Annotated in this window: 23 protein-coding genes and 1 pseudogene; 13 read left to right on the top strand and 11 right to left on the bottom strand. The window is 71.3% G+C overall.

All coding sequences use genetic code 11. From position 1 onward, the window contains the following. Nucleotides 1-102: 102 nt before the first annotated feature. Nucleotides 103-1,533 (bottom strand): NYN domain-containing protein, encoded by a 1,431-nt coding sequence (locus tag ACLQ2S_RS10345; protein ID WP_155219293.1) that lies wholly within the window; start codon nucleotides 1,531-1,533, stop codon nucleotides 103-105. Between the two features lie 126 nt (nucleotides 1,534-1,659). Between ACLQ2S_RS10345 and ACLQ2S_RS10340 the strand changes: the two genes are divergently transcribed. The 5 genes from ACLQ2S_RS10340 (at nucleotide 1,660) to ACLQ2S_RS10320 (ending at nucleotide 7,726) form a co-directional block, all read left to right on the top strand. Further along, on the top strand, nucleotides 1,660-3,414 hold the full coding sequence (locus ACLQ2S_RS10340; protein WP_425701598.1) for a DEDD exonuclease domain-containing protein: 1,755 nt from the start codon (nucleotides 1,660-1,662) through the stop codon (nucleotides 3,412-3,414). 132 nt (nucleotides 3,415-3,546) lie between these two features. Continuing rightward, a complete protein-coding gene (locus ACLQ2S_RS10335; protein WP_309223473.1) occupies nucleotides 3,547-5,334 on the top strand; it encodes a RelA/SpoT family protein in 1,788 nt (595 codons plus the stop codon). A 73-nt stretch (nucleotides 5,335-5,407) separates the two neighbouring features. After that, nucleotides 5,408-5,950 carry an NUDIX hydrolase gene (locus ACLQ2S_RS10330; RefSeq protein ID WP_155219302.1) on the top strand — a complete coding sequence of 181 codons (543 nt, stop codon included), beginning with the start codon at nucleotides 5,408-5,410 and terminating at the stop codon, nucleotides 5,948-5,950. 59 nt (nucleotides 5,951-6,009) lie between these two features. Continuing rightward, nucleotides 6,010-6,858, top strand: a complete 849-nt coding sequence (locus tag ACLQ2S_RS10325; protein WP_425701691.1) for a sugar phosphate nucleotidyltransferase — start codon at nucleotides 6,010-6,012, stop codon at nucleotides 6,856-6,858. 580 nt (nucleotides 6,859-7,438) lie between these two features. Then, on the top strand, nucleotides 7,439-7,726 hold the full coding sequence (locus tag ACLQ2S_RS10320) for an Lrp/AsnC family transcriptional regulator (RefSeq protein ID WP_309223453.1): 288 nt from the start codon (nucleotides 7,439-7,441) through the stop codon (nucleotides 7,724-7,726). 53 nt (nucleotides 7,727-7,779) lie between these two features. On the opposite strand, the gene ACLQ2S_RS10315 is transcribed toward ACLQ2S_RS10320, so the two are convergent. From ACLQ2S_RS10315 to ACLQ2S_RS10295, 5 genes and pseudogenes are all read right to left on the bottom strand, one after another. Continuing rightward, the gene (locus ACLQ2S_RS10315; protein WP_425701597.1) at nucleotides 7,780-8,478 is read right to left on the bottom strand and encodes a DUF4142 domain-containing protein; all 699 of its coding nucleotides are present in this window, start codon (nucleotides 8,476-8,478) and stop codon (nucleotides 7,780-7,782) included. Nucleotides 8,479-8,643: 165 nt separating this feature from the next. After that, the gene (locus ACLQ2S_RS10310) at nucleotides 8,644-10,260 is read right to left on the bottom strand and encodes a cytochrome bc1 complex cytochrome b subunit (RefSeq protein WP_309223454.1); all 1,617 of its coding nucleotides are present in this window, start codon (nucleotides 10,258-10,260) and stop codon (nucleotides 8,644-8,646) included. A 492-nt stretch (nucleotides 10,261-10,752) separates the two neighbouring features. Then, nucleotides 10,753-11,343 (bottom strand): annotated as a pseudogene (locus ACLQ2S_RS10305) ((2Fe-2S)-binding protein); the annotation flags it as partial. Between the two features lie 11 nt (nucleotides 11,344-11,354). Further along, nucleotides 11,355-12,194, bottom strand: a complete 840-nt coding sequence (locus ACLQ2S_RS10300) for a cytochrome c (RefSeq protein WP_425701596.1) — start codon at nucleotides 12,192-12,194, stop codon at nucleotides 11,355-11,357. A gap of 76 nt (nucleotides 12,195-12,270) precedes the next feature. Continuing rightward, complete coding sequence (locus ACLQ2S_RS10295) at nucleotides 12,271-12,870, bottom strand: aa3-type cytochrome oxidase subunit III (protein WP_309223455.1); 600 nt, start codon at nucleotides 12,868-12,870, stop codon at nucleotides 12,271-12,273. Nucleotides 12,871-12,978: 108 nt separating this feature from the next. Between ACLQ2S_RS10295 and ACLQ2S_RS10290 the strand changes: the two genes are divergently transcribed. The 3 genes from ACLQ2S_RS10290 (at nucleotide 12,979) to trpD (ending at nucleotide 15,602) form a co-directional block, all read left to right on the top strand. Next, nucleotides 12,979-13,980, top strand: coding sequence for a cytochrome c oxidase assembly protein (locus ACLQ2S_RS10290; RefSeq protein WP_309223456.1), 1,002 nt, complete (start codon nucleotides 12,979-12,981; stop codon nucleotides 13,978-13,980). Between the two features lie 95 nt (nucleotides 13,981-14,075). Next, nucleotides 14,076-14,471 (top strand): hypothetical protein, encoded by a 396-nt coding sequence (locus tag ACLQ2S_RS10285; protein WP_155219318.1) that lies wholly within the window; start codon nucleotides 14,076-14,078, stop codon nucleotides 14,469-14,471. 84 nt (nucleotides 14,472-14,555) lie between these two features. Beyond that, nucleotides 14,556-15,602 carry an anthranilate phosphoribosyltransferase gene (trpD, locus tag ACLQ2S_RS10280; RefSeq protein ID WP_425701595.1) on the top strand — a complete coding sequence of 349 codons (1,047 nt, stop codon included), beginning with the start codon at nucleotides 14,556-14,558 and terminating at the stop codon, nucleotides 15,600-15,602. 87 nt (nucleotides 15,603-15,689) lie between these two features. Here trpD and ACLQ2S_RS10275 read toward each other — a convergent pair whose 3' ends face one another. Continuing rightward, nucleotides 15,690-16,118: a cytochrome c oxidase subunit 4 gene (locus tag ACLQ2S_RS10275; protein WP_155219324.1), complete on the bottom strand. Its 429-nt coding sequence runs from the start codon at nucleotides 16,116-16,118 to the stop codon at nucleotides 15,690-15,692. A gap of 10 nt (nucleotides 16,119-16,128) precedes the next feature. Further along, nucleotides 16,129-17,100 (bottom strand): aa3-type cytochrome oxidase subunit II, encoded by a 972-nt coding sequence (gene coxB, locus ACLQ2S_RS10270; protein ID WP_309223457.1) that lies wholly within the window; start codon nucleotides 17,098-17,100, stop codon nucleotides 16,129-16,131. A 191-nt stretch (nucleotides 17,101-17,291) separates the two neighbouring features. Here coxB and ACLQ2S_RS10265 point away from each other — a divergent pair, with 191 nt between their 5' ends. Together ACLQ2S_RS10265 and ACLQ2S_RS10260 are read left to right on the top strand one after the other, a co-directional pair. Then, nucleotides 17,292-18,443 (top strand): cysteine desulfurase family protein, encoded by a 1,152-nt coding sequence (locus tag ACLQ2S_RS10265; protein WP_425701594.1) that lies wholly within the window; start codon nucleotides 17,292-17,294, stop codon nucleotides 18,441-18,443. A 23-nt stretch (nucleotides 18,444-18,466) separates the two neighbouring features. Further along, entirely contained in the window at nucleotides 18,467-18,718 is a 252-nt protein-coding gene (locus ACLQ2S_RS10260; RefSeq protein ID WP_425701690.1) for a sulfurtransferase TusA family protein, read from the top strand. Between the two features lie 31 nt (nucleotides 18,719-18,749). On the opposite strand, the gene ACLQ2S_RS10255 is transcribed toward ACLQ2S_RS10260, so the two are convergent. The 3 genes from ACLQ2S_RS10255 to ACLQ2S_RS10245 form a co-directional block, all read right to left on the bottom strand. After that, nucleotides 18,750-19,727: a carbohydrate kinase family protein gene (locus ACLQ2S_RS10255; protein WP_425701593.1), complete on the bottom strand. Its 978-nt coding sequence runs from the start codon at nucleotides 19,725-19,727 to the stop codon at nucleotides 18,750-18,752. A gap of 186 nt (nucleotides 19,728-19,913) precedes the next feature. Further along, on the bottom strand, nucleotides 19,914-20,282 hold the full coding sequence (gene erpA, locus ACLQ2S_RS10250) for an iron-sulfur cluster insertion protein ErpA (RefSeq protein WP_093401225.1): 369 nt from the start codon (nucleotides 20,280-20,282) through the stop codon (nucleotides 19,914-19,916). Between the two features lie 150 nt (nucleotides 20,283-20,432). Next, nucleotides 20,433-21,572, bottom strand: coding sequence for a glycerate kinase (locus ACLQ2S_RS10245; RefSeq protein WP_425701592.1), 1,140 nt, complete (start codon nucleotides 21,570-21,572; stop codon nucleotides 20,433-20,435). Between the two features lie 59 nt (nucleotides 21,573-21,631). Between ACLQ2S_RS10245 and nadA the strand changes: the two genes are divergently transcribed. From nadA to ACLQ2S_RS10230, 3 genes are all read left to right on the top strand, one after another. Continuing rightward, complete coding sequence (nadA, locus tag ACLQ2S_RS10240) at nucleotides 21,632-22,813, top strand: quinolinate synthase NadA (protein WP_155219335.1); 1,182 nt, start codon at nucleotides 21,632-21,634, stop codon at nucleotides 22,811-22,813. Nucleotides 22,814-22,992: 179 nt separating this feature from the next. Then, nucleotides 22,993-24,393, top strand: coding sequence for a UDP-N-acetylglucosamine 1-carboxyvinyltransferase (murA, locus tag ACLQ2S_RS10235; protein ID WP_425701591.1), 1,401 nt, complete (start codon nucleotides 22,993-22,995; stop codon nucleotides 24,391-24,393). A gap of 79 nt (nucleotides 24,394-24,472) precedes the next feature. Beyond that, nucleotides 24,473-25,078: a DUF3043 domain-containing protein gene (locus ACLQ2S_RS10230; RefSeq protein WP_425701590.1), complete on the top strand. Its 606-nt coding sequence runs from the start codon at nucleotides 24,473-24,475 to the stop codon at nucleotides 25,076-25,078. Nucleotides 25,079-25,249: the final 171 nt, after the last annotated feature.

The following is a 25,249-nucleotide window of genomic DNA, read 5'->3' as shown; positions in this document are numbered from 1 at the left end:
TGCGCCTCATACCGCCGCTCCTGTCGCCATGGGCGCCCATCCTATGTCCCGGGCCTCGTCCGTCCCCCTACCACCAGGCGTGGCCGGGGGCGCGACGACGGCTCAGGACCGCGACAGCCGGCGCAGCAGCGAGTCGGCCCCCAGCGGGTATGCCCCGTGCCGACGCACCCCGTCGGCGACCTCACGATCGGAGGAGACCACCACCACCGGACGCCCCGGGGGTTCGGCCCGGACCAGCCGGCGGATCAGCTCGTCGGCGGTCTCGCCCTTACGGGAGAACAACACCCGCACCCCACGCGGAGTGGGCGGCAGGCCGTGCACCCGCTCGGCCCCGTCGAAGACGACAGTGACCTCGTCACCGGTCTGCGCGGCGATCCCGCCGAGGCCGGTGACCAGTCGCTTGCGCTGCTGTTCCAGGGACATCTCCCCGAAGCCGCGCTTGGTCACGTTGTAGCCGTCGACCACCAGGTGCGCCCGGGGCAGGGCCAGCAGTTGGTCCAGCCGGGCCGGGTCGTCGGTGTCCCGGGCGCGTACGGCGGCCGTGGGGGCGGCGGGAGAGTCGGTGAACGAGTCGGCCACGAAGTCGGCGGGCAGTTTCTCGACCGGGTCCAGCGCCAGTTCCCGGCGCAGCCCGACGGCGGCCTGACTGATCGTCTCCAACAGCAGCCACAGGCGTGCGTCGTCGACCGAGCGGGCTTCCTTGGCGCTGCTGCGGGCCACCCCTGCCGCCGCCTCGGCTTCGGCCAGCCGGGCCCGGGTCCGCCGCAGTTCGGCGTCCGCGTCGGCGGCGGCGCGTGCGGCCCGGCCCCGCTCGGTGGCCAGCATCTCGTTCGCCTTGCGCTCCCGGGCCTGGCTCTCCCGCAGCGAACGGGCCAACTGCCGGGTCTCCTCGCGCAACTGGCCCAGTTCCTCGCGTACCCGGGCCAGTTCGTCGCGGAGCTTGTCGGCCTCGACCCGGGCCACCGCCCGATCGTGCTCGGCCCGGGTGGCCCGCTGCTCCGCCTGTCGGACCAGCTCGGCCACGACCGCGGTGTCCGCCTCGGCGCGGACCGCCGCCCCACTGGCGTCGATCAACTCCCGCCAGCCGCGCGGGCGGGCCAGGTAGGCCAGGGCGGCCACCTCGACCGGGTCGGCGGCGGCGGGGGCGGTGCCCTCCACCACGGCGGCACCCAGGTCACCGACGTCGGCCAGGACCCGGGCGGAGACGCGCTGCCGGAACAGCGGGTCGGCGGCGAGTTGCGCGGCGATCACCGGCGCACCGAGTCGGGCCCGCCGGTTCGGGGCGAACTTGGCGACCCGGCGCAGTGGGACGGGCACCTCGTCGGCCGGCAGGCTGGGCAGCACGGCGGCGGTGAGCGAGACGATCCGCTGCCGTACCGGCTCGGGCAGGCTCGGCTCCGGCTCCGGCTGCCCCGTCTCGGTCGTCTCCGCGTCGGCCACCGAGTCGTCGGCCGGGACGTCACCAGCCGCTGGCACCGCGACGACCTGCTCCTCCTGCGGGAGGTTGTCGTCGTGCGGCTCGGTGAGGGGCATGTGGCAAGTCTCCCACCGCGACCGGGCCCACCGCCCGGTGGTGAGCCGATCTCTCATCCTAGACCGGTGGTGACCCGTGGGGCCGGTGGGGCGCGAGTGTCGGACCGGAACGTTACGGTGCCGCGGATGGCAGCACAGGAGTTCCTCCAACCGGCGCTGGCCGGGCTCGACCCGACCGTCGACGGAGTCGACCCGACGCTGCCGCTCTACGCGACGACCTTCGTGGTGGTCGACCTGGAGACGACCGGCGGGGCCCCCGACGGCGGCGGCATCACCGAGATCGGCGCGGTCAAGGTGCGCGGCGGCGAGGAGCTGGGCGTGCTGGCCACCCTGGTCAATCCGGGGGTGCCGGTCCCACCCTTCATCACCGTGCTGACCGGCATCACCCAGGCGATGCTGCTGCCCGCACCGCCGATCGAACAGGTGCTGCCGAGTTTCCTGGAGTTCGTCTCCGACGCCGTGCTGGTCGCCCACAACGCGCCCTACGACGTCGGTTTCCTCAAGGCGGCCTGTGCGAAGCACGGCTACCGTTGGCCGAACCCACGGGTGCTGGACACGGCGGCCCTGGCCCGGCGGGTGCTGCTGCGGGACGAGGTACCCAACCGCAAGCTCGGCACCCTCGCCGCGTACTTCCGGGCCGCCACGCAGCCGACCCACCGGGCCCTGGACGACGCCCGGGCGACCGTCGACGTCCTGCACGGGCTCATCGGCCGCCTCGGCGGGCACCGGGTCGACACCATCGGCGACGCCATCGAGTTCGCCCGCGCGATCTCCCCGACCCAGCGCCGCAAGCGGCACCTGGCCGACGGGTTGCCCCGTTCCCCCGGCGTCTACATCTTCCGGGCCGCCGACGACCGGCCGCTCTACGTCGGCACCTCCCGGGACATCGCCACCCGGGTACGCAGCTACTTCACCGCCGCCGAGAAACGCGCCCGAATTTCGGAGATGCTGGCCGCCGCCGAACGGGTGGAGGCGGTGGAGTGCGCGCACTCGCTGGAGGCCGAGGTGCGTGAGCTGCGGTTGATCGCGGCGCACGCGCCGCCGTACAACCGACGGTCGAAGTACCCGGAGCGGGTGGTGTGGCTGAAGTTGACCGACGGCCCGTACCCCCGGTTGTCGGTGGTCCGGGAGATCTCCCCGGGTGACCGCGCCTACCTCGGCCCGTTCACCTCGCGGCGGGCCGCCGAGTTGGCCGCCGCCGGTTTCCACGACGCGGTGCCCCTGCGCCAGTGCACCCACCGGTTGTCGCTGCGCACGGTCACGCCGGCCTGCGCGCTGGCCGAGCTGGGTCGCTGCCCGGCCCCCTGCGAGCACCGGATCTCCCCCGAGGAGTACGACGCCCGCGCGGTCACGCCGTTCGCCACCGCCACCACCGGTGATCCACAGCCGGTGGTCGACGCCCTGCTGGCCCGGATCGAGGCGCTCTCGGCGGGCCAGCGTTACGAGGAGGCGGCGACGTTGCGCTCCCGGCTGGCGGCGGTGCTGCGGGCCGCCGTACGCATGCAGCGGCTCGCCGCGTTGACCGGGCTCGCCGAGGTGGCCGCCGCCCACCCGGCGACCGGCGGCGGGTGGGAGCTGGCGCTGGTGCGGCACGGCCGACTCGCCGGGGCCGGGGTGTCCCCACCCGGGGTCCATCCTCGACCGACGCTGGCCGTCATCCGGGCCACCGCCGAGACGGTGTCGCCGGGCCATGGCCCGGTCCCGGCCGCCAGTGCCGAGGAGTCGGAGCGAATCCTGTCCTGGTTGGAGCGACCGGAGACCAGGTTGGTCGAGATGTCGGCCGGCTGGGCCTCCCCGGTGGCCGGCGCGGCACGGTTCCGCGACCTGTTGACGAAGGCGGAGAGCGCGGCGTCCCCACAACTCTGGTCCGAACGCTCATGAGCAACTGTCCGATCGGACGACGTCGACTCACTTACTCTGTTAAGGAAGTGCAGTCCTGCCCGTTTCGAGGGTCTGCTCCCGCTTGCCGGATTCCGGTGGTGGTGGCTCAGCAGGCGTGAGGGGGTGTCCCAGGTGGACGTCAACGCCGGACACGGCGGTGCCCTGGGCGGTGCACTCCCGACACAGCCCGGCGAGTTACCCCTGACCAAGCGACTCCGATCGCTGCTCAGTTGGCCGAGCGCCGAGACCGAACCGGTCGGTCAACTGGTCCGCACCCACCGCAGCATCCACGCCGGCGCCGACCCCAGCGTGCTGCGCCGCGCCTACACCATCGCGGACAACATGCACCGTGGTCAGTTCCGCAAGAGCGGGGAGCCGTACATCACCCACCCGCTCGCGGTGGCCCAGATCTGCGCGGAACTCGGCATGGACACCACCACCCTGGTCGCAGCGCTGCTGCACGACACGGTGGAGGACACCCGCTACACCCTCCAGGCCCTCGCCGAGGACTTCGACCACGAGGTCGCCCACCTGGTCGACGGGGTGACCAAATTCGACAAGGCGTTCTACGGGCAGGCCGCCGAGGCGGAGACCATCCGCAAGATGATCATCGCGGCCGGCAAGGACGTCCGGGTGCTCATCATCAAGCTCGCCGACCGACTGCACAACATGCGCACCCTGGGCGTACGATCGGCCGCCTCCCGCGAACGCATCGCCCGCAAGACCCTTGAGGTGCTCGTTCCGCTCTGCGACCGGCTGGGCATCCAGACGCTCAAGCGGGAGTTGGACGACGTGGTGCTGCTGCACCTCGAACCGGAGGAGCACGCCCGCATCGCGCGGCACGTACACGACCGGCCCGGCTGGGACAGCTACCTCGCCGAGGTCGTCGCGCGCGCCAAGGTGGCGCTGCGGCGCAGCCGGGTCGACGCGGAGGTCGCGCCGCGCCCCCGGCACCTGTACTCGATCTGGAAGGACACCGTGGCCGGCGGCCACACCGTCCCGTTCGACCTGCCCCGCATCACCATCGTGGTCGACGGCCCGGCGACCGACTGCTATGCGGCACTCGGCGCGGTGCACGGGCTGTGGCGGCCGGTGCCGGGCCGGTTCAAGGACTTCATCGCCTCGCCGAAGAACAACCTCTACCGCTCCCTGCACACCACCGTCTGCGGGCCGAGGGACCGCACCGTCGAGGTGCTGATCCGCACGGAGGAGATGCACCGTGCGGCCGAGTACGGGGTGGCCGCCGACTTCCGCTTCCCCCGCTCGGGCGGCGGCAAGACCAACTCCGGGCAACTCGACTGGCTGCGCCGGGTGCTGGACTGGGAGCAGGACGCGGCCGACCCGGCCCAGTTCCTCCACTCGCTGCGCTGCGACCTGGCCGAGGCGCAGATCCAGGTGGTCGCCGAGGGGCGGCAGATCGTGCTGCCGGCCGGTGCCACCCCGGTCGACCTGGCGTACGAGTTGGGCACCGACCGGGGTGAACGATGTCTGGCGGCACGGGTCAACGGACGACTGGTCCCGCTCTCCTCCGAGCTCGAGGAGGGTGACGTGGTGGAGATCTTCACCGAGACCGACGAGGAGTGCAGCCTCGACGCCGAGGTGGCCCCACGCGGGCCGCGGCGGGAGTGGCTGGGCTTCGTCAAGTCGCCGCACGCGCAGATGCAGATCAACCGGTGGTTCGCCGAGCACAGCGAGCCGGGCATCACGATCAGCGACAAGGTACGCCTGGGCCGGGCCACCATCGGGCTGGCCCTGCGTCAGCACAACCGAGGGCTGGCCAGCGACCTGCCGCTGCTGCGCCTGTCGGAGGAACTCGGCTACCCGGATCTGGAGACGCTGCTGGTCGCGGTCTTCGACCGGGTCATCGAGCCGGACGCCGTGGTGCGCCAACTCATCGACCTGGTCGACCACCGCCAGTGACAGCGGTGACCCGCGCCCTACCCGGCGTGGTCCTCATGGCGCGAACGTGCCTCGCGGCCACTAGCCTGTAGCCATGATCCCCCGTAGCCGCCGCACCGGGCGCGCCGTCGCGTACCAGGTCTTCTATCGGCTCCCCCTGCCGGTACGACGTCGGCTGGTGCGGTTGGCGGTGCCCAAGTACATCGTCGGCGCCGTCACCCTGCTGCGGGACAGCGAGGCGACCGGGGCGGGACGGTTGCTGCTGCTGCGGCAGCCACCGGGGCGAGGATGGACCCTGCCTGCGGGGCTGCTGCAACGCCACGAACACCCGGCGGTCGGTGCCGCCCGGGAACTGTTCGAGGAGACCGGTGTCCGGCTCTCCCCCACCCGGCTCACCCCGGCGGTGCCCAACGCCGTCGTCCACGCCAAGGGGTGGGTGGACGTGGTGTTCACCGCCGAGGTACCGGCGTCGAGCACCGAGCTGACCGTCGACGGCGCCGAGGTCTTCGAGGCGGCCTGGCACCCGCTGGACGACCTGCCGAAGCTGACCTGGCCGACCGCCCGCCTGCTCGGCTACTACGACATCGGTCCGCTGGCCGGGCAGTTCCCCCCGCCGCTGCCCGACACGACGCCATGACCCGACCCGAGAGCGTCCGGCCGACCGGCGACCGGCCTGCTGACGCGCCCGAGGCAGCCGTGGCACCCGTCGACGGCATCTGCGCGGTGGTGCTCGCCGCCGGTGAGGGCACCCGGCTGCGCCCGCTGACCGAGCGGGTGCCCAAGGCGCTCTGCCCGGTGGGCAACGTGCCGCTGCTGGACCGGGCGCTGGCCCGGCTCGACGGCCTCGGCCTGAGCGGCCCGACGAGGGTCGCGGTCAACGCCTGCTATCTGGGCGACCAGGTGGTGGAGCGGGTGGGTTCCCGCGCGCACCTCTCGGTGGAGCCGGGCAGCCCGCTCGGCACCGCGGGTGGTGTGGGACGGCTGCGGGACTGGATCGACGGCCGGGGCGTCCTGGTGGGCAACGCCGACGCCTACCTGTCCGACCCGGCGGCACCGCCCGGCCCGGACATCGCCGCGCTGCTGGACGGCTGGGACGGCGACTCGGTACGCCTGCTCGGCCAGCCGGCCAGCGACCCGACGGCACCGGGCACCTTCGACGGGCACGTCTTCACCGGCTTCTCCCTGTTGCCGTGGCGGCTGGTCCGGGAGCTGCCCGCCACCTTCGGCGACCTGGTCCGCGCGGTGTGGCGTCCGGCCGAGGCCGCCGGCAGGCTCGACGTGGTGCCGTTCCGGGGAACCTTCATCGACACCGGCACCCCCGCCGACTACCTCACCGCGAACCTGCACGCCGCCGGTGGTGACAGCCTGATCGACCCGACCGCCAGGGTCACCGGCCGCTGTCACCGGTCCGTCGTCGGCGCGGGTGCCACCGTCCGGGGCACGGTCAGCCGCAGCGTGATCTGGCCGAACGCCACCGTCGACACCGGAGAGAATCTGCGGGACGTGATCCGGGTCGACGCCGACCTGACCGTCCCAGCCGCCTGACCCACCGCTGCGACCTCGCCGTCCGGACCCGCCGCTGGCACCGCGTCGTCACCGTCGGAGGCCGGAGCATCGCCGCCGCCGCGGCCATCACCCCGTCTCCCCATTGAGGACCCGCCGTCACTCTTCGTGCCGCCGGATCCACCACCACCTTGACCACACACCCCCTTTGCTCTGCTTCACCATACGCAACAGTTACTCTCCGCATCACCAACGACAGCGACCGCAACAGAGACCGTCGTGACATCTCCGCAGCTCATCCGCCAGTTGCGTGGGTTGAAGCAGAGCAAAGCGTGTCAGTGGGCAACTGGTCGTGGGCGAGGGACGCGGCTCAACCGTCACCCTCCGTATCGGATACGGAGAGTTTCCTTCTCTGCTAGGGGGCGGCGGTTCTCACAGCGCACCGCAGCGGCGGTGCGGTCGGCATGTTCGGTCGGGCGTCGCCCGGGGCGGGGCGAGACGAGGTGCGGCATTCAGGGAACCGGTCGTCAGCCGGGCCGGGCCGGGCCCGGCTGACGACCGGCGGTGCTCCTGGTGCGGCACTAGCATGGGCTGCGACGCCGAACGAACGGAGAACCCTTCAGTGATCACCGCGATCGTGCTGATCGACTGCGCCACCGACTCGATTCCCGAGGTGGCCGAGGCGCTTGCGAACCTGCCCGGAGTGAGCGAGGTGTACTCGGTGGCCGGGCACGTGGACCTGATCGCCATGGTCCGGGTCCGCGAGTTCGACGAGATCGCGCAGATCATCGCGGGCAGCATCTCGAAGGTGCCGGGGGTGCTCAACACCGAGTCGCACATCGCCTTCCGCGCGTACTCCCGGCATGACCTGGAGGAAGCCTTCGCCATCGGGCTGGGCAACGCCGACTGACCGCGAGCCGGCCCACCCAGGCTGGGTGGGCCGGCTCGTCACGTACCGCCGGATCAGCTCTCCTGCGGCACCGGGACCTCCTCGGTGCCACCCGGAACCGGGGCCTCCTCGGTGACGGTGCCGCCCGGGGCCGGCTCGGTGGTGATACCCGGAGTCGGCGTGGTCACCCCCGGAGCCGGGGCGGTGCCACCCGGGCTGGGCGTGCCGCTCGGGCTGGTCTCCGGGACCGGGATGCCGAGTTCCTCGGCCAGCGCGACCAGGGCGTCGTAGTGCGCCTGCAGGACCGGCAGCGCGGTCTGGGCCAGCTGGACCACCTGCTGTTCGGTGCCCTGCGAGATCTCGGTCTGGGTCGCCTGGATGGCCTGGGTGTGGCCGGCCAGCCCCTGGGTCACCCAGAGCCGGTCGAACTCTTCACCACTGGCGTTGTTCAGCTGGTCGAGCGCCGTCTGCTGGTCGGTGGTGGGCTCGCCGGGCAATTCCACGTCGAGTTGTCCGGCCAGGTCCTGCACCGACTGGTCCAGCTCGGTGTGATCCGTGACGAACTGCTGCCCCAGCTCCTTGACCTGCTGGTTCTGGCCCTTCTCCTGAGCCAGCTCACCGGCGGCGATCTCGTACAGGTTGGTCTGGTGGATCGCCTGCAGGTACTGGGTGTCCTGTTCCGACGGCTGCGCCGCCGCCTGTGCCGCTGCGGCGGGTGCGACACCCACCAGCACCAGCGCGGCCAGCAGGCCGAGGCGTTTGATACCCAACATGCTTCCTCCCCGTTGAGACGTTGGACCGCACGGATACCCGGCTGACCGGGGTTATTCCTGCGATCCGGCGTCGACGGATCGCGGCGGCGACGTCCGGAAGAGGCGAAACGAGCGTGGCGCCCGCCGGAAGACCCCGGCGGGCGCCACGTCACGTTGCGGCGGATCTCAGCTGCGGGTCTCCCCGCTGGTGATCTCCTCCCGGTCCTCGCGCGACTCGACCGGGGGGTGCCCCGGTGAGACCGGCGCTTCAACCGGTCGCTCGATCGGGTAGAAGAAGCCCCGGATGGCCGGGCCGAGGGCACCGAGCCGGTTCATCTTCTTCGGCACCACCCAACCGACGTAGTCCAGCTCACCGTGCTCGCCCGCGCTGAGCGGCTGGTGCACCTCGACGAACCGGCCGTCCGGCAGACGCCGGATGATGCCGGTCTCCACGCCGTGGGCGAGGACCTCCCGGTCGTGCTGCTGCAAGCCGAGGCAGATCCGGTACGTGACGTAGTACGCCAACGGCGGAAGGAGCAGCAGACCGATCCGACCGGCCCAGGTCATCGCGTTCAGGCTGATGTGGAACTTGTCGGCGATGACGTCGTTCGCGCCGGAGAGGGTCAGGATCACGTAGAACGTGATGGCCATGACGCCCAGGCCGGTGCGGAACGGAACGTCGCGGGGACGCTGGAGCAGGTTGTGGCTGCGGTAGTCCTTCAGGTGGCGCGCTTCCATGAACGGATAGAGCAGGGAGATCCCCACCAGGATGCCGGGTAGCACCACCGTCGGCCAGAACAGCGGTGGAATCACGTACCCGTCACCGATGGGAATCGTGATCTCCCAGTCCGGCATCAACCGCGTCGAGCCGTCGAGGAACATCACGTACCAGTCAGGCTGGCTGGCAGCCGACACCACCCACGCCTCGTACGGGCCGAACAACCAGACCGGGTTGATCTGGAACAGACCGCCCATCAGCGCGATCACGCCGAAGACGACCATGAAGAAGCCGCCCTGCTTGATCGCGTAACGGGGGAACATCCGCTCGCCGACCACGTTGCCGTTCGTCCGGCCGGGCCCGGGCCACTGGGTGTGCTTCTGCTTGAACACCAGCCCCAGGTGCACGGTGATCAACGCGACCAGCAGTGCCGGGATGAGCAGCACGTGGGCGATGAAGAACCGGCTGATGATGATCGTGCCGGGGAACTCGCCGTTGAAGACCGCCGCGGTCACCCAGGACCCGATCACCGGGATGGACAGCATGATCGCCGAGGCGATCCGCAGACCGGTGCCGGAGAGGCCGTCGTCCGGCAGCGAGTAGCCGGTGAAGCCGGCGAGGAAGCCGACCCAGAACAGCAGCGAACCGATGATCCAGTTGGCCTCACGCGGCTTGCGGAACGCGCCGGTGAAGAAGATCCGCAGCATGTGCACCACGATCGCGGCCATGAACAGCAGCGCCGACCAGTGGTGCATCTGGCGCATGATCAGGCCGCCGCGGACGTCGAAGGAGATGTCCAGCGTCGAGGCGTACGCGGCCGACATCGGCGTGCCCCGCAGCGGGGCGTAACTGCCGTTGTAGATGACCTCGGTCATCGTCGGCTCGAAGAAGAAGGTCAGGAAGACACCGGTCAGCAGCAGGACGATGAACGAGAAGAGCGCGATCTCGCCGAGCAGGAAGGACCAGTGGTCCGGGAAGACCTTGTTGAGCAGTCGGCGCAGCGGAGTCGCCACCTGGAAACGGTCGTCGACCGCCCGGGCGGTGTTGCCGGGCACGGCTGCTACGTCAAACTTTCGCCGCTTCACGGCCGCTCCCAGAAGTCGGGCCCGACGGGTTCGGTGTAGTCGGACGAAGCCACGAAGTAGCCCTCGGCGTCCACCTCGATCGGCAGCTGCGGCAGCCGCCGGCTGGCCGGACCGAATACGGGCTTGGCATTGTCGGTGATGAGGAACTGCGACTGGTGGCACGGGCAGAGCAACCGGTTGGTCTGCTGCTCGTACAGGCTCGCCGGGCAGCCGGCGTGGGTGCAGATCTTCGAGTACGCGGCGTAGTTGCCCCACATGAAGCCGCCGTGACCCTCGCGCTCGTTGTTGCGTCGCGACGCCTCGGCGTCGGCGTCCCGCAGGTGGATCAGCAGGGTGGGCGAGTCGGCGTACCCGGTTGCTCACCCCGTGCTCCACGCCCGGGAAGACGGTGATCTGACCACCGGCGCTGATGTCAGCCGGCCGGATGGGCCGCCCGTCCTCGCGTACCAGCCGGATCTTCCGGCCGTCGCGGGGGGCGAACCCGGTGGTCATCATCTGGTTGTCCTTGTGCGGGTTGGAGATCAGCCCGCCGACCAGCGGCGCCGCGGCGACAGCGCCGACCGGCAGCAGACCGGCCAGCAGCGAGACGCCGAGCAGCGGCCGGCGCTTGACCCCCAACTCGTCGGCCATGTACGCCATGGTCTCGCCGGTGATCCGCTGGTCCTCCGCGGGCACGGCGCCCTCGTGCCGATCCTGGATCGACACCTCCTTGGGCAGCAGCTTCTTGCCCCAGGTGAGGATGCCGAAACCGACGGCGAGCAGAGCGATGCCGAGGGTCGTGCCGAGCAGCGGGGTGTAGAGCTTGTCTCCGCCGCGACCCGGCTCGTACTCCCAGGGCCACCAGATGTAGATCACCAGGAAGGCGGTCGCCGCCAGGCCGGTCAGCAGGAAGAACGCCGCCACGGTGCGGACCAGCCGGCGCTCGGCCTTACTACCCGAGACCACCTGCGGCTCGTAGTGGACGATCTCGATGTCGTCCCGCCGGGCACCCTCCCGGACGATGTCGAACCGACTCAGCCGGGGGTCGTTCACATCGAGCGGCTCCCCGCCCGACAGGGTCGGCTGCCCGGTCTGGCTGCTCATGGTCCCCCCGCTCACGACTTACCCGCGATCCACAGGCTGGCGAAGACCAGCGCGACGATGCCGACGAGGAAGATCGCAATCCCCTCGGTGGAGGGTCCGTACCGGCCGAGGTTGAAGAAGCCGCCCGGGTCGGCGTCGTCCCTCAGCGTCTGCTGGATGTAGGCGATGATGTCGGCCTTCTGCTCCGGCGTGATCTGGTTGTCGCCGAAGACCGGCATGTTCTGCGGGCCGCTGAGCATCGCCGCGTAGATCTGCCGGTCGGTGGCCGGCCGCAGGCTCGGCGCGTACTTGCCGGAGGAGAGGGCGCCGCCGCCACCGCTGAACGCGTGGCACTGCGAGCAGTTGATCCGGTACAGCTCGCCACCGATCGCGACGTTGCCGTCGGCGTGCAGGTTGTCGCCGGCCGGCACGACCGGGCCGCCGCCGAGTTCCTGGACGTACGCGGCCAGCTGGTCGATCTCGTCACGGGTGAACACCGCCGGCTTGCGGGCCGCCTGCGCCTCCTGCCGGGCCATCGGCATCCGGCCGGTGCTCACCTGGAACTCCACGGAGGCGGCACCGACGCCGATGAGGCTCGGCCCGCGCCCCTCGACCCCCTGCGCGTTGCGACCGTGACAGGTCACACAGCTCACGTCGAACAGCGCCTTGCCGTCGGCGGCAGCGCTGCTCAGCGGCGGATTCTCCTGCGCGGCGGCGCCAGGGGCGAGGACGGTGTAGGCGCCGCCGGCCAGCATCAGCGCGGCGACCAGCCGGACCGCAGCACCCAGCCGGCGGCGGCCCCTGCTGGGTGCCCCGGGCCGCCCGCGCAGCCGCGCGAGCAGACCGCGTCGGCGGTCGTTGTCAGAAGTCATGACCTGTGTCCTTAACCGGTTGGACCTTGTCTTGCGGGGGTGGAGCAGCGGCAAGGCGTCGGGCGCCGCGCCAAGATCACTGAAGCCAGTAGATCATGGCGTACAGCGCGATCCACACGACGTCGACGAAGTGCCAGTAGTACGACACCACGATCGCCGCGGTGGCCTGAGCCGGCGTGAACCGACCCATGGTGGTGCGGATCATGAAGATCACGAAGGCGATCAGACCGCCGGTGACGTGCAGGCCGTGGAAGCCGGTGGTCAGGTAGAACATCGACCCGTAGCCGTCACCGTTGATCTTGATGCCGTGGGAGACCAGCTCGCGGTACTCGTTGAGCTGGCCGAGCACGAAGATCAGGCCCATCACGAAGGTGATCGTGAACCAGCGCCGCAGCGCGTGGACGTCACCACGCTCGGCAGCGAACACGCCGATCTGGCAGGTCACCGAGGACAGCACCAGGATCGTCGTGAACGCCGTCGCGTACGGGATGTTGAGCACCGGAGTGTGCTCCGCCCACTGCTCCGGCGCCGCCGCGCGGATGGAGAAGTACATCGCGAACAGCGCCGCGAAGAACATGAGCTCGCTGGAGAGCCAGACGATCGTCCCGACGCTGACCATGTTGGGCCGCGTCAGAGAGTGGATCCGGCTCTTGTCAATGGCTGGGGCCGCAGTCACGCGGTCATTATGGCCGCTCACCATGGCCGCCGATCAGCGGGGGGTGAAACCCGTGCCCAGCATGGCCCGATCGGTACCGTCCGGTTCGCCTGACCTAGGCTGATTGGCGTGCTGCACGTCGATCCGATCTCCATGACCGCACCGGGCGCGTCGCTGCTCAACGCGGCTGCGACCGGCTCGGCGGCGACCGAGGTGACGGCCAACGTCGCGACGTTGGCGGCCGAGGTCACTCCACCGCCGTTCTCCGTCACCGCCGTGGTCACCGAGGCCCGGCTGGACAGCTGGCTCGCCCTCGGTCTGGTCCTCGCCGCCGGCCTCTACCTCTACGGGGTGTACCGGCTGCGGCTGCGCGGCGACCGCTGGCCCGTCGCCCGGACGGTCTTCTTCCTCGGCCCCGGACTCGGCGGCATCGCCGCGGTGACGGTCAGCGGGCTGCACGCGTACGACACCACGCTGCTGTCGGTGCACATGGTGCAGCACATGGTGCTGTCCATGGTTTCGCCGATCTTCCTGGCGTTGGGCGCGCCGGTGACACTCGCCCTGCGTACGCTGCCGATCGGTCCGCGCAAGCGGCTGCTGGCGGTGGTGCACAGTCGGATCGCCCGGGTCTACACCTTCCCGTTGGTGGCGTTCGCCATCTTCGTGGTGAACCCGTTCGCGCTGTACTTCACCGACCTGTACCGCTACACGCTGGAACACGCCTGGGCGCACGAGGTGGTGCACGCGCACTTCATCATGACCGGCTGCGTCTTCTTCTGGCCGCTGCTCGGGCTGGATCCGCTGCCGGGGCGCTGGCCGTACCCGGGGCGGGCGCTGCTGATGCTGCTGTCGGTGCCGTTCCACACCGTGCTCGGGCTGACCATCATGCAGAGCACCACCCTCTTCGGCGGCGACTGGTACCCCTCGCTCGGCCTGACCTGGGCCGACCCCTGGGACGACCAGGTGCTCGCCGGGGGCATCCTGTGGGCCGGCGGCGAGTTCGTCAGCGTGACGATGCTCGCAGTTCTGGTGGTGCAGTGGATGCGCCAGGCCGAGCGCGAGGCCCGCCGGATCGACCGCGAACTGGACCGCCAGGAAGCCCGGCAACGAGCGGCGGAATCCACCGCCTGAGATACCTCGGAGATCGGGCGGGGCGGCGTGTCACGCTCGCCACACCGACCGGTACGATCAGCCACGCAGCTACGAAGTGGGAGCCGTTGGAAGCCATGAGCGATCGTCAGTGCACCGTCCTGCTCTACAGCGACGACCCGCAGGTGCGGGACCGGATGCGGCTCGCCGTCGGCACCCGACCCGCGCCCGACCTGCGAATCGAGTTCGTCGAGGCGTCCACCTACGACGAGTGCATCCGGCTGGTCGACGACTACGAGATCGACCTGATGCTGCTCGACGGGGAGGCCAGCCCCGGTGGCGGCATCGGCATCGCGCGGCAGATCAAGGACGATCGCCACGACGCTCCCCCGACCTGTGTGGTGATCGCCCGCGCCGCCGACCGCTGGTTGGCGTCCTTCGCCGAGGTCGACGCCACTCTGGTACACCCGCTCGACCCGGTGACCACGGCCGCCACCGTGACCGACCTGCTGCGCGCTGACGCACCCGCCTGACGTTCCACACCGGCACCGCCACGGCGCCGGGCGAGCCGGCGCCGGTCCCGTCCCACCCGTAACCGTCTGCTCGGGAGGCCCACGATGGGCGAACGGACCTGGCCGCACCTGCTCACCGCGCTGCTGCGGGGCGAGGAACTCTCCGCCTCCGACACCGCCTGGGCGATGGGCGAAATCATCAGCGGGTCGGCCGAGCCGACCCAGATCGCCGGCTTCGCCGTGGCGCTGAGAGCCAAGGGCGAGACACCGGCCGAGGTGGGCGGGATGGTGGAGGCGATGCTCCGCCAGGCCGTGCCGGTCGAGCTGCCCGAGGAGGTACGCGCCGAGGCGCTCGACGTGGTGGGCACCGGTGGCGACCTCGCTCACACGGTCAACATCTCCACGATGACCGCGCTGGTGGTGGCCGGAGCCGGCGTACGCGTGGTCAAGCACGGCAACCGGGCCGCCTCGTCCTCCTGCGGCACCGCCGACCTGCTGGAGTTCCTCGGCGTACCGCTGGACCTCGGGCCCGACCAGGTGGCCCGGTGCGTGGCCGAGGCCGGCATCGGCTTCTGCTTCGCCGCTCGGTTCCACCCCGGGATGCGCCACGCCGGGCCGGTCCGCCGGGCGCTGGGGGTGCCGACCACGTTCAACTTCCTCGGCCCGTTGACCAACCCGGCCCGCCCCCGCGCGGGTGCCGTCGGCTGTTTCGACCGGACGATGGCGCCGGTGATGGCGGCCGTCTTCGCGGCACGGGGCGACTCGGTGCTGGTGATGCGCGGCGAGGACGGGCTGGACGAGTTCACCACCGCCGCACCGACCCGGTGCTGGATCGCCCAGAACGGCACCGTCAGGGAGACCGTGGTGGACGCGATCGACCTCGGCGTACCCCGGGCCACCCTCGCCGACCTGCGCGGCGGCGACGCCGCCCACAACGCCGACGTGGCCCGACGCCTGCTCGCCGGTGAGCCGGGGCCGGTGCGTGACGCCGTCCTGGTCAACGCCGCGGCGGCGCTGGCCACCCAGGGGCCGCTGGACGGCGACCTGACCGAGGCGCTCCGCGCCGGTCTGGACCGGGCCGCCGAGTCGATCGACTCCGGGGCCGCCGCCCGCGCCCTCGACAGCTGGATCAAGGTCGCCGGGGCCGTCTGAGCGACCCCACTACCACCGCGTGGTGGCTGACCGACGACGACACGACAGGGCCCGCCCCATCCGGGGCGGGCCCTGTCGTCGTGATGCTCAGTGTTCGGCGGTACGCCGGGTGCCGCTGTAGTACTCGAACAGCAGGCCGCAGGCGGCCATGATGACTGCCACCGCACCCAGGCCGAGCAGCCAGAACTGCCAGAACGCCAGGCCCAGACCGGCGAGCGCGGCGGCCAGCGCCAGCCCGAACGGCCAGTAGCTGCCCGGGCTGAAGAAGCCGATCTCGCCCGCGCCGTCGGAGATCTCGGCGTCCGGCCGGTCCTCGGGGCGCAGGTCGATCCGGCGGGAGACGAACCAGAAGAAGCCGCCGCACATCGCGCAGAGCAGGAACGACAGCAGCAGGGCCACGGTGCCGATCCACTCGATCCGACCGTCCGACTCGGCCCACGTCCAGCCGCCGTACAGGAAGGTCGCGAAGAGCAGGAACCCAGCGATGATCAGGAAGATACGCCACTCGGTCTTCATGCCGGTTGCCTCAGCTTCCCGTGCCGGCCGGAGCGGTGTCCGGGTTGAAGTTGCTCTCGGTACGCCGCGTCTCGAACGGCTTCGTGGTGATCGCGTACGGCTCCTCACCGATGGAGGTCAACGCGTCCTGCGTGGAGGCGCCGCCCTGCTTGGCCGCGAGGAAGCGGTCGAAGTTCTCCGGCGAGACGACCCGCAGCTCGAAGTTCATGAAGGCGTGGTAGCTGCCGCACAGCTCGGCGCAGCGGCCCACGTACGCTCCCTCGCTCTCCAGCGAGGAGACCTCGAAGACGTTGCGGATGCTGCCGGGCATGACGTCGCGCTTGAACAGCATCTCCGGCACCCAGAACGAGTGGATGACGTCGCGGCTGGTCTCCTCGAACCGGATGGACCGGCCGGTCGGCAGCACCAGGATCGGGATGACCTCGCTGGTGCCGAGCACCGATGCGACGGTGTCGGCCTCGACGCCCTGGCCGTCGCGGTAGTTGAACTGCCAGTTCCACTTGAAGGCGACGACCTCGACGGTGACGTCGGGGTTGTTGGTGGTCTTCACCACGTCGGTCTGCACCACCGCGGTGTAGTAGAAGAGCACCGAGACGACCAGCACCGGGGCGATGGTGTAGAGGAACTCCATCGGCAGGTTGTAACGGGTCTGCACCGGCAGCTCGTTGCCGCGCTTGCGGTAACGCACCACGCACCAGAAGATCAGGCCCCAGACGAATACGCCGACCGCGAGCGCCGCGACACACGAGGCGATCCACAGGTCGTACATCCGCCGCGACTCCGGGGTGATGCCGCCCTGCGGCCAACCGAAGCCGCCGAACGCCGCACCGACGTCACAGCCCGTGAGCAGGACCAGCAGAGCCGCCCCACCGAATCCGAGCCCGGCGAGACGCCCGGCACGACGCCCCCGCCGCCCACCGGCTCGCGAGGATGCGCTGCGCCGTACGGCCGTCGGCCGTACCTCCGAACTCCTTGCGACCACCTGGTCCTGCCTCCCTAGCGCGCCGCGGTGCCTCGTTTCGGCCGGCTCCGCCGAGCGGAGCCGCCACACCGGCGGCAAAGGCGTCACCGACGGTCGCAGATTACTCGACCATGCCAGGCTGGACCCGGTTGGGGTCGTTGTCCCCACCGACGGGGGATCTTGTGCCGACCGAGGCGATAGCGTGGACAGACGTGACGTCTTCCCCCGTCTACCTGGACGCGGCCACCGCCGCGCCGCTGCATCCGGTCGCCCGGCAGGCGCTCCTCGCCGCGCTCGACGACGGTTGGGCCGACCCCGACCGGCTCTACTCCCAGGCCAGGCGCGCCCGCCAGTTGCTCGACGCCGCCCGCGAGGCCACGGCCGAAACCCTCGGCGTACGCCCCGACGAGCTGTCCTTCACCCCGAGCGGCACCAGCGCCGCGCACACCGCCGTCCTCGGTGGCCTGCGCGGACGCCGACGGGTCGGCCGGGTCCTGGTGCACTCGACGATCGAGCACTCGGCCGTGCTGTACGCCGCCGAACAGCACGTCGCCGGGGGCGGCACGGCCGTCGAGGTGCCGGTCGACCGCCTCGGCCGGCTGGATCTGGACGCCTGGTCGGCGGCGGTCGCCGGGGATCAGGTGGCCTCGGCGGCGTTGATCGCCGCCAGTCACGAGGTGGGCACCGTCCAACCGGTCGAGGAGGCTGCGGCGGCCTGCGCCGACGCGGGCGTGCCGCTCTACGTCGACGCCGCCCAGATGGTCGGCCGGGTGCCGGTGCCCGACGGGTGGTCGGTGTTGACCGCCAGCGCCCGCAAGTGGGGCGGCCCGCCCGGCGTCGGGCTGCTCGTGGTCCGCAAGGGCACCCGCTGGGAGTCGCCGTGGCCGACCGACGAGCGCGAGTCGGGGCGTACCCCCGGCACGCTGAACCTGCCGGCGGTGGTGGCGGCGGCGGCGAGCCTGCGCGCGGTGGCGGCCGACGCGGCGGCCCAGGCGGCGCGGCTGTCACCGTTGGTGGACCGGATCCGGGCCCGGGTGGCGGCGGAGGTGCCGGACGTCGAGGTGGTCGGTGATCCCGAGCACCGGCTGCCGCACCTGGTCACCTTCTCCTGCCTGTACGTCGACGGCGAGGCGCTGCTGCACGCCCTGGACCGGCGGGGTTTCGCGGTCTCGTCGGGTTCGTCGTGCACCTCCGCCACCCTGCGCCCGTCGCACGTGTTGGAGGCGATGGGGGTGCTCTCGCACGGCAACGTCCGGGTCTCCCTGCACTCCGGCAGCACCGAGGCCGACGTGGAACGCTTCCTCGCCGAACTGCCGGAGATCGTCGCCGAGCTACGGCAGCAGGCGGGGGTGGTGGGGCTGTGACCGTCCGCGAGCCCGCCGGCGACGTGCCGGAGACCCCCGCCGGTCCGCGCGGTCAGCGGCCCGACGAGGTGCTCGACTGCCTCGGCCAGCGGTGCCCACTGCCGGTGATCGCCCTGGCCCGCCGGCTACCGGAGCTGCCGGTCGGCGCGGTGGTCCGGGTGCTGGCCGACGACCCGGCCGCCGCGGTCGACATCCCGGCCTGGTGTCGGATGCGCGGCCAGGAGTTCCTCGGCGCCCACCCGGGCCCCGCCTACCACGTCCGCCGGGCCCACTGAGCCGGGCTCGGCCCCCTGCCGACGGCGTCGGTCAGGGCAGTAGGTGGGGGCGGATGTCGTTGGCGGCCTCGTCGCCGTAGGACTCGGCGAGGCGCTTGACGAACACGTCGTGGCGCACCTGGTACTCCTGGGTGCCGACGGTCTCCAGCACCAGGGTGGCGAGCAGGGAGCCGACCTGGGCGGCCCGTTCCAGCCCGAGCCCCCAGGACAGGGCGGTGAAGAACCCGGCGCGGAAGCCGTCGCCGACGCCGGTGGGGTCGACCGCCCGGGTCTCCCGGGCGATCGGCACGTGAATCGTCTCGATCTCCCGGCCCGCGATCTCCACCCCGTGCTTGCCCAGCGTGGTGACCCGGATCTTCACCCGGTCCAGCAACTGCTCGTCGGAGAGGCCGGCCTTGCTCTGCAGCAGCGACTTCTCGTAGTCGTTGGTCATCAGGTAGTCGGCACCGTCGATCAGCGCCACCACGTCCTCGCCGGGCATCCGGGCGAGTTGCTGGGACGGGTCGGCGGCGAAGGGGTAACCGCGCTCGCGGCACTCGGCCGAGTGGCGCAGCATCGCCTCCGGGTCGTTGGCGCCGACCAGGACCAGGTCGAGCCCGCCGAGGCGCTGGGCCACCGGGTGCAGCTCGATGTTGCGGGCCTCGCTCATCGCCCCCGCGTAGAAGGAGGCGATCTGGCACATGTCGGTGTCGGTGGTGCAGACGAAGCGGGCGGTGTGGGCGATCTCGCTGACGTGCACCGAGGCGCAGTCCACCCCGTGCCGCTCCAGCCAGGAGCGGTAGTCGGCGAAGTCGGCGCCGACGGCGCCGAGCAGCACCGGCTGGAGCCCGAGCTGCCCCATGCCGAACGCGATGTTGGCCGCCACCCCGCCTCGGCGCAGTACCAGATCGTCCACCAGGAAGGAGAGCGACACCTTGTGCAGCTGGTCGGCGATGAGCTGGTCGGCGAACCGACCCGGGAAGCTCATCAGGTGGTCGGTGGCGATCGAGCCGGTCACGGCGATCTTCATGGCAACCCTCGGGATCGGCGGCAGAGCCTGATCAGCCTACCGGCCCCGAAACCACCGACCCACCCCCCACCATCGCGTTGATCAAGAGGTTTTGGTCGCCGACCAGGGCGTGGCGCGACCAAAACCTCTTGATCACCGGACGAAGCGGTGGGGGGTGGGTGGGGTGGGTGGGTTTGGGGTGGGGGGTTAGCTGAAGGAGTCGCCGCAGGCGCAGGAGTTGCCTGCGTTGGGGTTGTCGATCGTGAAGCCCTGGGCGTCGATCCGGTCGGCGAAGTCGATGGTGGCGCCGGCCAGGTAGGGGGCGCTCATCCGGTCGACGACGACCTCGACACCGTCGTAGTCGGTGACGATGTCACCGTCGAGCGAACGCTCGTCGAAGAACAGCTGGTACCGCAGGCCGGAGCAGCCGCCCGGCTGCACGGCGACCCGAAGCCGCAGGTCGTCGCGGCCCTCCTGCTCGATCAGGGCCTTGACCTTCTGCGCCGCGACGTCGGTGAGGACGACGGACGTGGGGGCCTTGGCCTCGGTCGACTCGGTCTGCGCTGGCGTGGTCACGTGGAATTCTCCCTGCGGCGCGTCGGTGTGGTCCTCCCCTGGCCAACGTCAGCCGCCGGTCAGCGATTCCCACAGTGGTCCAGTTCTTGATTGTAGGCCGCCGGTGGCCGCGCGACCCGGCGGCGTGACCAGGCACTCGACGGGGACGACTCAGCGGCTCCACTGCCGCGCCAGCCGGGTGCCCAGTTCCCGCAGCCCCTGCGCCGGCCGTTCCAGGGCGGCGGCCAGCCCGCCCCGCTCCTCGCCGCCGAAATGCTCCACCAGGCTGTACGCGTCGGTCACCCCGACCGACGCCGCCTCCCGCCGCCCGGTGCTGACCTGACCGGCGAGCACCACGCAGGGTACGCCCCGGTCACGTGCCGCACCGGCCACTCCGGCCACCACCTTGCCGCGCAGCGACTGGTGGTCGAAGCGGCCCTCCCCGGTGATCACCAGATCGACCTCGTCGAGCACGGCGTCCAGCCCGACGGCCCGGTTGACCAGCCCGATGCCGGACTCGCACCGCCCGCCGAGCGCGAGCAACGCGGCACCGACACCGCCGGCCGCGCCGCCACCCGGCAACGCCCCGAGCCCGCTGGGACAGCCGGGTAGATCCCGTTCCAGCACCTCGGCCCAGCGACCGAGCGCGGCGTCGAGCAGCAGCACGTCGGCCCGGTCGGCGCCCTTCTGCGGGCCGAAGACGTTGCTCGCGCCGTGCAGCCCGAGCAGCGGGTTGTCGACGTCGGTGGCCGCGATCAGCCGGGTGTCCCGCAGCCGGGGCAGCCCGTCGAGCGTCGCCGCCGCGCTCAGCGCCGCGCCGCCGTACGGCAGGGCGGTGCCGCTGTCGTCCAGCGCCACCACGCCGAGGGCGGCGAGCATGCCCGCGCCGCCGTCGTTGGTCGCCGAGCCACCGAGCCCGACCACCACCGTGCGCGCACCGACCTCGACCGCGGCGGCGATCAGCAGACCCAGGCCGTACGAGGTGGTGGTCAGCGGGTTCCGCTCGGTGGTGTCGAGCAGGTGCAGGCCGCAGGCCTGGGCGCTCTCCAGCCAGGCGACCTCGCCACCATCGGTGAGCAGCATCTCACCGTCGGCCGGGCGACCCAGCGGATCGGTGGTACGCACCGGCACCCGCCGGCCGGGCAGCGCCTCGGCGAGCACGTCGAGGAAGCCCGGTCCACCGTCGGCCAACGGCTTGACCAGCAGTTCGTCGCCGGGTGCCACCTCCCGCCAGCCGTCGGCCACGGCGGCGGCGACCTGCGGGGCCGGCAACGTACCGGCGAACTTGTCCGGGCAGAGCAGTACGCGCATGCCTGGCAGTGTGGCAGCCCACACCCGCACGGCCGGCAGGACGGTCGCGCTGTGGGACCATGGGAGGCGTGACGACCTGGGTTGAGCCCTCCAACACCGCGACCGCGCTGCTGCTTCTCGGCCGTGGCAGCGACCCCGCCACCGAACGTGGCGTGGAGTGTCCGGGTGACCTGCCCGCGCCGAGCGACCCCGACCTGGTGGCCCGCGCGACGGCGGCCAAGGCCGCCCTCGGCGACCGGGTCTTCGTGCTGGGTCACCACTACCAGCGCGACGAGGTGATCCAGTTCGCCGACGTGACCGGCGACTCGTTCAAGCTGGCCCGCGAGGCCGCCGCCCGACCGCAGGCCGAGTACATCGTCTTCTGCGGTGTGCACTTCATGGCCGAGAGCGCGGACATCCTCACCTCCGCCGACCAGCAGGTCGTGCTGCCCGACCTGGCCGCCGGTTGCTCGATGGCGGACATGGCCGCGCTGCCGCAGGTCGAGAACGCCTGGGACGTGCTCACCGAGCTGGGCCTGGCGGAGCGGACCGTCCCGGTCACCTACATGAACTCCTCGGCCGACATCAAGGGCTTCGTGGGGCGCAACGGCGGAGTGGTCTGCACCTCGTCGAACGCGAAGCGGGCCCTGGAGTGGGCGTACCAGCAGGGCGAGAAGGTGCTCTTCCTGCCCGACCAGCACCTCGGCCGCAACACCGCCGTGCTGGAGATGGGCTTCTCCCTGGACGACTGCGTCCTCTACGACCCGCACAAGCCGAACGGCGGGCTCACCGCCGCGCAGCTGCGCGACGCGAAGATGATCCTCTGGCGCGGGCACTGCTCGGTGCACGGCCGGTTCACGCTGGACAGCGTCAACGACGTTCGGGACCGGGTGCCGGGCGTGAACGTGCTGGTCCACCCGGAGTGCCGGCACGAGGTGGTGCGGGCCGCCGACCTGGTCGGGTCCACGGAGTACATCATCAGGACCATCGAGGCCGCCCCGGCCGGTTCCGCGTGGGCGGTGGGCACCGAGCTGAACCTGGTCCGCCGGCTCGCGCTGGCCCATCCGGACAAGCAGATCATGTTCCTGGACCGGGCCGTGTGCTACTGCTCGACGATGAACCGGATCGATCTGCCGCACCTGGTCTGGGCGCTGGAGGAGCTGGTCGCCGGGCGGGTGGTCAACCAGATCACGGTCGACGCCGACACCGCGCACCACGCCCGGGTCGCGCTGGATCAGATGCTCGCGCTGCCGGGCGCCTGACCACACCCGACGTCACCGTCTGTGACGTCGGGTGTACGCGAAAGTGCCGGATCACCGATAAATACCCTCCGAAGCGGTGTGACCGGATCCATTCTCATCACGGAGGGCTATGCTGCCGGGCGACGACACACGCGGGCGCGGGCGTTTGGGCGCGACCGCACCCCGGGTAGCGACCGGTGGTGTCCATTCATCGAAACGGCAGCACGCACGCGCTGGAGGTTGCGTTGACCGACGACGTCCTGGTCGTACACGGAGGCACGCCGCTGCAAGGGCGGATCCGGGTACGCGGCGCGAAGAACCTGGTGTCCAAGGCGATGGTCGCCGCACTGCTGGGCGACAGCCCCAGCCGACTGTTCGACGTGCCGAAGATCCGGGATGTCGAGGTGGTCCGGGGCCTGCTCGGGCTGCACGGCGTCAAGGTCACCGACGGCGACGAGGACGGCGAGCTGGTCTTCGACCCGGCGAACGTGGAGAGCGCCAGCACCGACCAGATCAACGTGCACGCCGGTTCCAGCCGGATCCCGATCCTGTTCTGCGGGCCGCTGCTGCACCGTCTCGGGCACGCCTTCATTCCGGACCTCGGCGGCTGCCACATCGGGCCCCGGCCGATCGACTTCCACCTCCAGGCGCTCCGGGAGTTCGGCGCGACCGTCGAGAAGACCCCCGAGGGTCTGCACCTGTCCGCGCCGAACGGGCTGCACGGCACGAAGTTCGCGCTGCCCTACCCCAGCGTCGGCGCGACCGAGCAGGTGCTGCTGGCCGCGGTGATGGCCGAGGGCGTCACCGAGCTGCGCAACGCGGCCGTGGAGCCGGAGATCATCGACCTGATCTGTGTCCTGCAGAAGATGGGCGCGATCATCAAGGTGCACACCGACCGGGTGATCGAGATCCAGGGCGTACCGAAGCTGCACGGTTACACCCACCGGCCCATCCCGGACCGGATCGAGGCGGCGAGTTGGGCCGCGGCGGCACTGGCCACGCGGGGCCACGTCGAGGTGCTCGGCGCGGAGCAGGCCGACATGATGACCTTCCTGAACGTCTTCCGCTCGGTCGGCGGCGAGTACGAGGTGACCGACACCCGGCCGCCGCGCCGCGGACACCCGGGGCAGGAGGGCGGCATCCGCTTCTGGCACCCGGGCGGTGAACTCCAGGCCACCGCGCTGGAGACCGACGTGCACCCGGGCTTCATGACCGACTGGCAGCAGCCGCTGGTGGTGGCCCTGACCCAGGCTCGCGGCCTGTCCATCGTCCACGAGACGGTCTACGAGCAGCGGCTCGGCTACACCGAGGCGCTGAACTCGATGGGCGCGAACATCCAGGTCTACCGGGACTGCCTGGGCGGCACCCCGTGCCGATTCGGCCGGCGCAACTTCAAGCACTCCGCGGTGATCGCCGGGCCGAGCAAGCTACACGCCGCCGACCTGGTCATTCCCGACCTGCGGGCGGGCTTCAGCCACCTGATCGCCGCGTTGGCGGCCGAGGGCACCTCCCGGGTCTACGGCGTGGATCTGATCAACCGTGGCTACGAGGACTTCGAGGCCAAGCTCGCCGACCTGGGCGCGCACGTCGAACGACCCTGATCGACCCGCGACGCTGGGCGCCGCGCGTTCGCCGCACCGCGATGTGCATCGGGCGCGCGGCGTTGGCTACCCTTGCCGCGTGCCGTCGCTGTTTCGCCGCAAGTCCGCCGACCTCGCCGAACCCGCCACCGAGCCGCTGACCCCGGCTGAGGAGGAGGCGGCCGAGGCGGCCCGGTCCCGTGCCTACACCCCGGCCAAGGGACGGGAGACGCCGAAGCGCCCCTCCCACGGTCGTCGCCCCGCCGTGGCCAGGAAGCCGCTGAGCAAGGAAGAGGCGAAGGCGCAGCGCCGACAACGCCGTGCCGAGGCCGCCGCGGAGTTCCGCCGTGAGGGCGGGCCCCGCGACCGGGGCCCGGAGCGGCTGTTGGCCCGCAACGTGGTCGACTCCCGGCGTACCGTCGGCACCTGGTTCTTCGGCGGCGCCCTGGTGGTGCTGATCGGTTCGAACCAGGCGATGCCGCCGGTGATCCGGTTGGCCTCCAACCTGCTCTGGGGTGCACTGGCCCTGGGCGTGGTGGTCGACTCGGTGCTCATCTCACGCCGGATCAAGAAGCTGGTCCGCGAGCGCTTCCCGAAGTCCACCCAGCGGATGGGGTCGCTGTACGTCTACGCGATCATGCGGTCGATCACGTTCCGCAAGCTGCGTACGCCGGAGCCCCGGGTCGCCCTCGGCGACCCGGTCTGACCGCCCGCCGGGCACGCGCCATGCGGCGTGCCTGCCCGGATCGGCACCTCGTACGCGCCGGTCTCGGCTGCGCCGACAGGTGAACGGACAGGCCCCCGGCGACGGCGACGAGCGGTTGACGGTGAGTACGGCAGCGCCGGAAGTCCGATACCGGCATAGGGATAAATGTCC

This window comes from Micromonospora sp. DT48 (assembly GCF_049844495.1).
Classification (GTDB): Bacteria; Actinomycetota; Actinomycetes; order Mycobacteriales; family Micromonosporaceae; genus Micromonospora.
Note: the sequence above shows the minus strand (reverse complement) of the source record. Positions and strands in the feature narration are given on the sequence as shown.

What these genes read in the sequence shown, in the direction of transcription:
- ACLQ2S_RS10345 (WP_155219293.1), bottom strand. Translation starts at nt 1,533, where the DNA reads ATGCCCCTCACCGAGCCGCACGACGACAACCTCCCGCAGGAGGAGCAG.
- ACLQ2S_RS10340 (WP_425701598.1), top strand. Translation starts at nt 1,660, where the DNA reads ATGGCAGCACAGGAGTTCCTCCAACCGGCGCTGGCCGGGCTCGACCCG.
- ACLQ2S_RS10330 (WP_155219302.1), top strand. Translation starts at nt 5,408, where the DNA reads ATGATCCCCCGTAGCCGCCGCACCGGGCGCGCCGTCGCGTACCAGGTC.
- ACLQ2S_RS10315 (WP_425701597.1), bottom strand. Translation starts at nt 8,478, where the DNA reads ATGTTGGGTATCAAACGCCTCGGCCTGCTGGCCGCGCTGGTGCTGGTG.
- ACLQ2S_RS10300 (WP_425701596.1), bottom strand. Translation starts at nt 12,194, where the DNA reads ATGACTTCTGACAACGACCGCCGACGCGGTCTGCTCGCGCGGCTGCGC.
- ACLQ2S_RS10285 (WP_155219318.1), top strand. Translation starts at nt 14,076, where the DNA reads ATGAGCGATCGTCAGTGCACCGTCCTGCTCTACAGCGACGACCCGCAG.
- trpD (WP_425701595.1), top strand. Translation starts at nt 14,556, where the DNA reads ATGGGCGAACGGACCTGGCCGCACCTGCTCACCGCGCTGCTGCGGGGC.
- ACLQ2S_RS10275 (WP_155219324.1), bottom strand. Translation starts at nt 16,118, where the DNA reads ATGAAGACCGAGTGGCGTATCTTCCTGATCATCGCTGGGTTCCTGCTC.
- ACLQ2S_RS10255 (WP_425701593.1), bottom strand. Translation starts at nt 19,727, where the DNA reads ATGAAGATCGCCGTGACCGGCTCGATCGCCACCGACCACCTGATGAGC.
- ACLQ2S_RS10245 (WP_425701592.1), bottom strand. Translation starts at nt 21,572, where the DNA reads ATGCGCGTACTGCTCTGCCCGGACAAGTTCGCCGGTACGTTGCCGGCC.
- nadA (WP_155219335.1), top strand. Translation starts at nt 21,632, where the DNA reads ATGGGAGGCGTGACGACCTGGGTTGAGCCCTCCAACACCGCGACCGCG.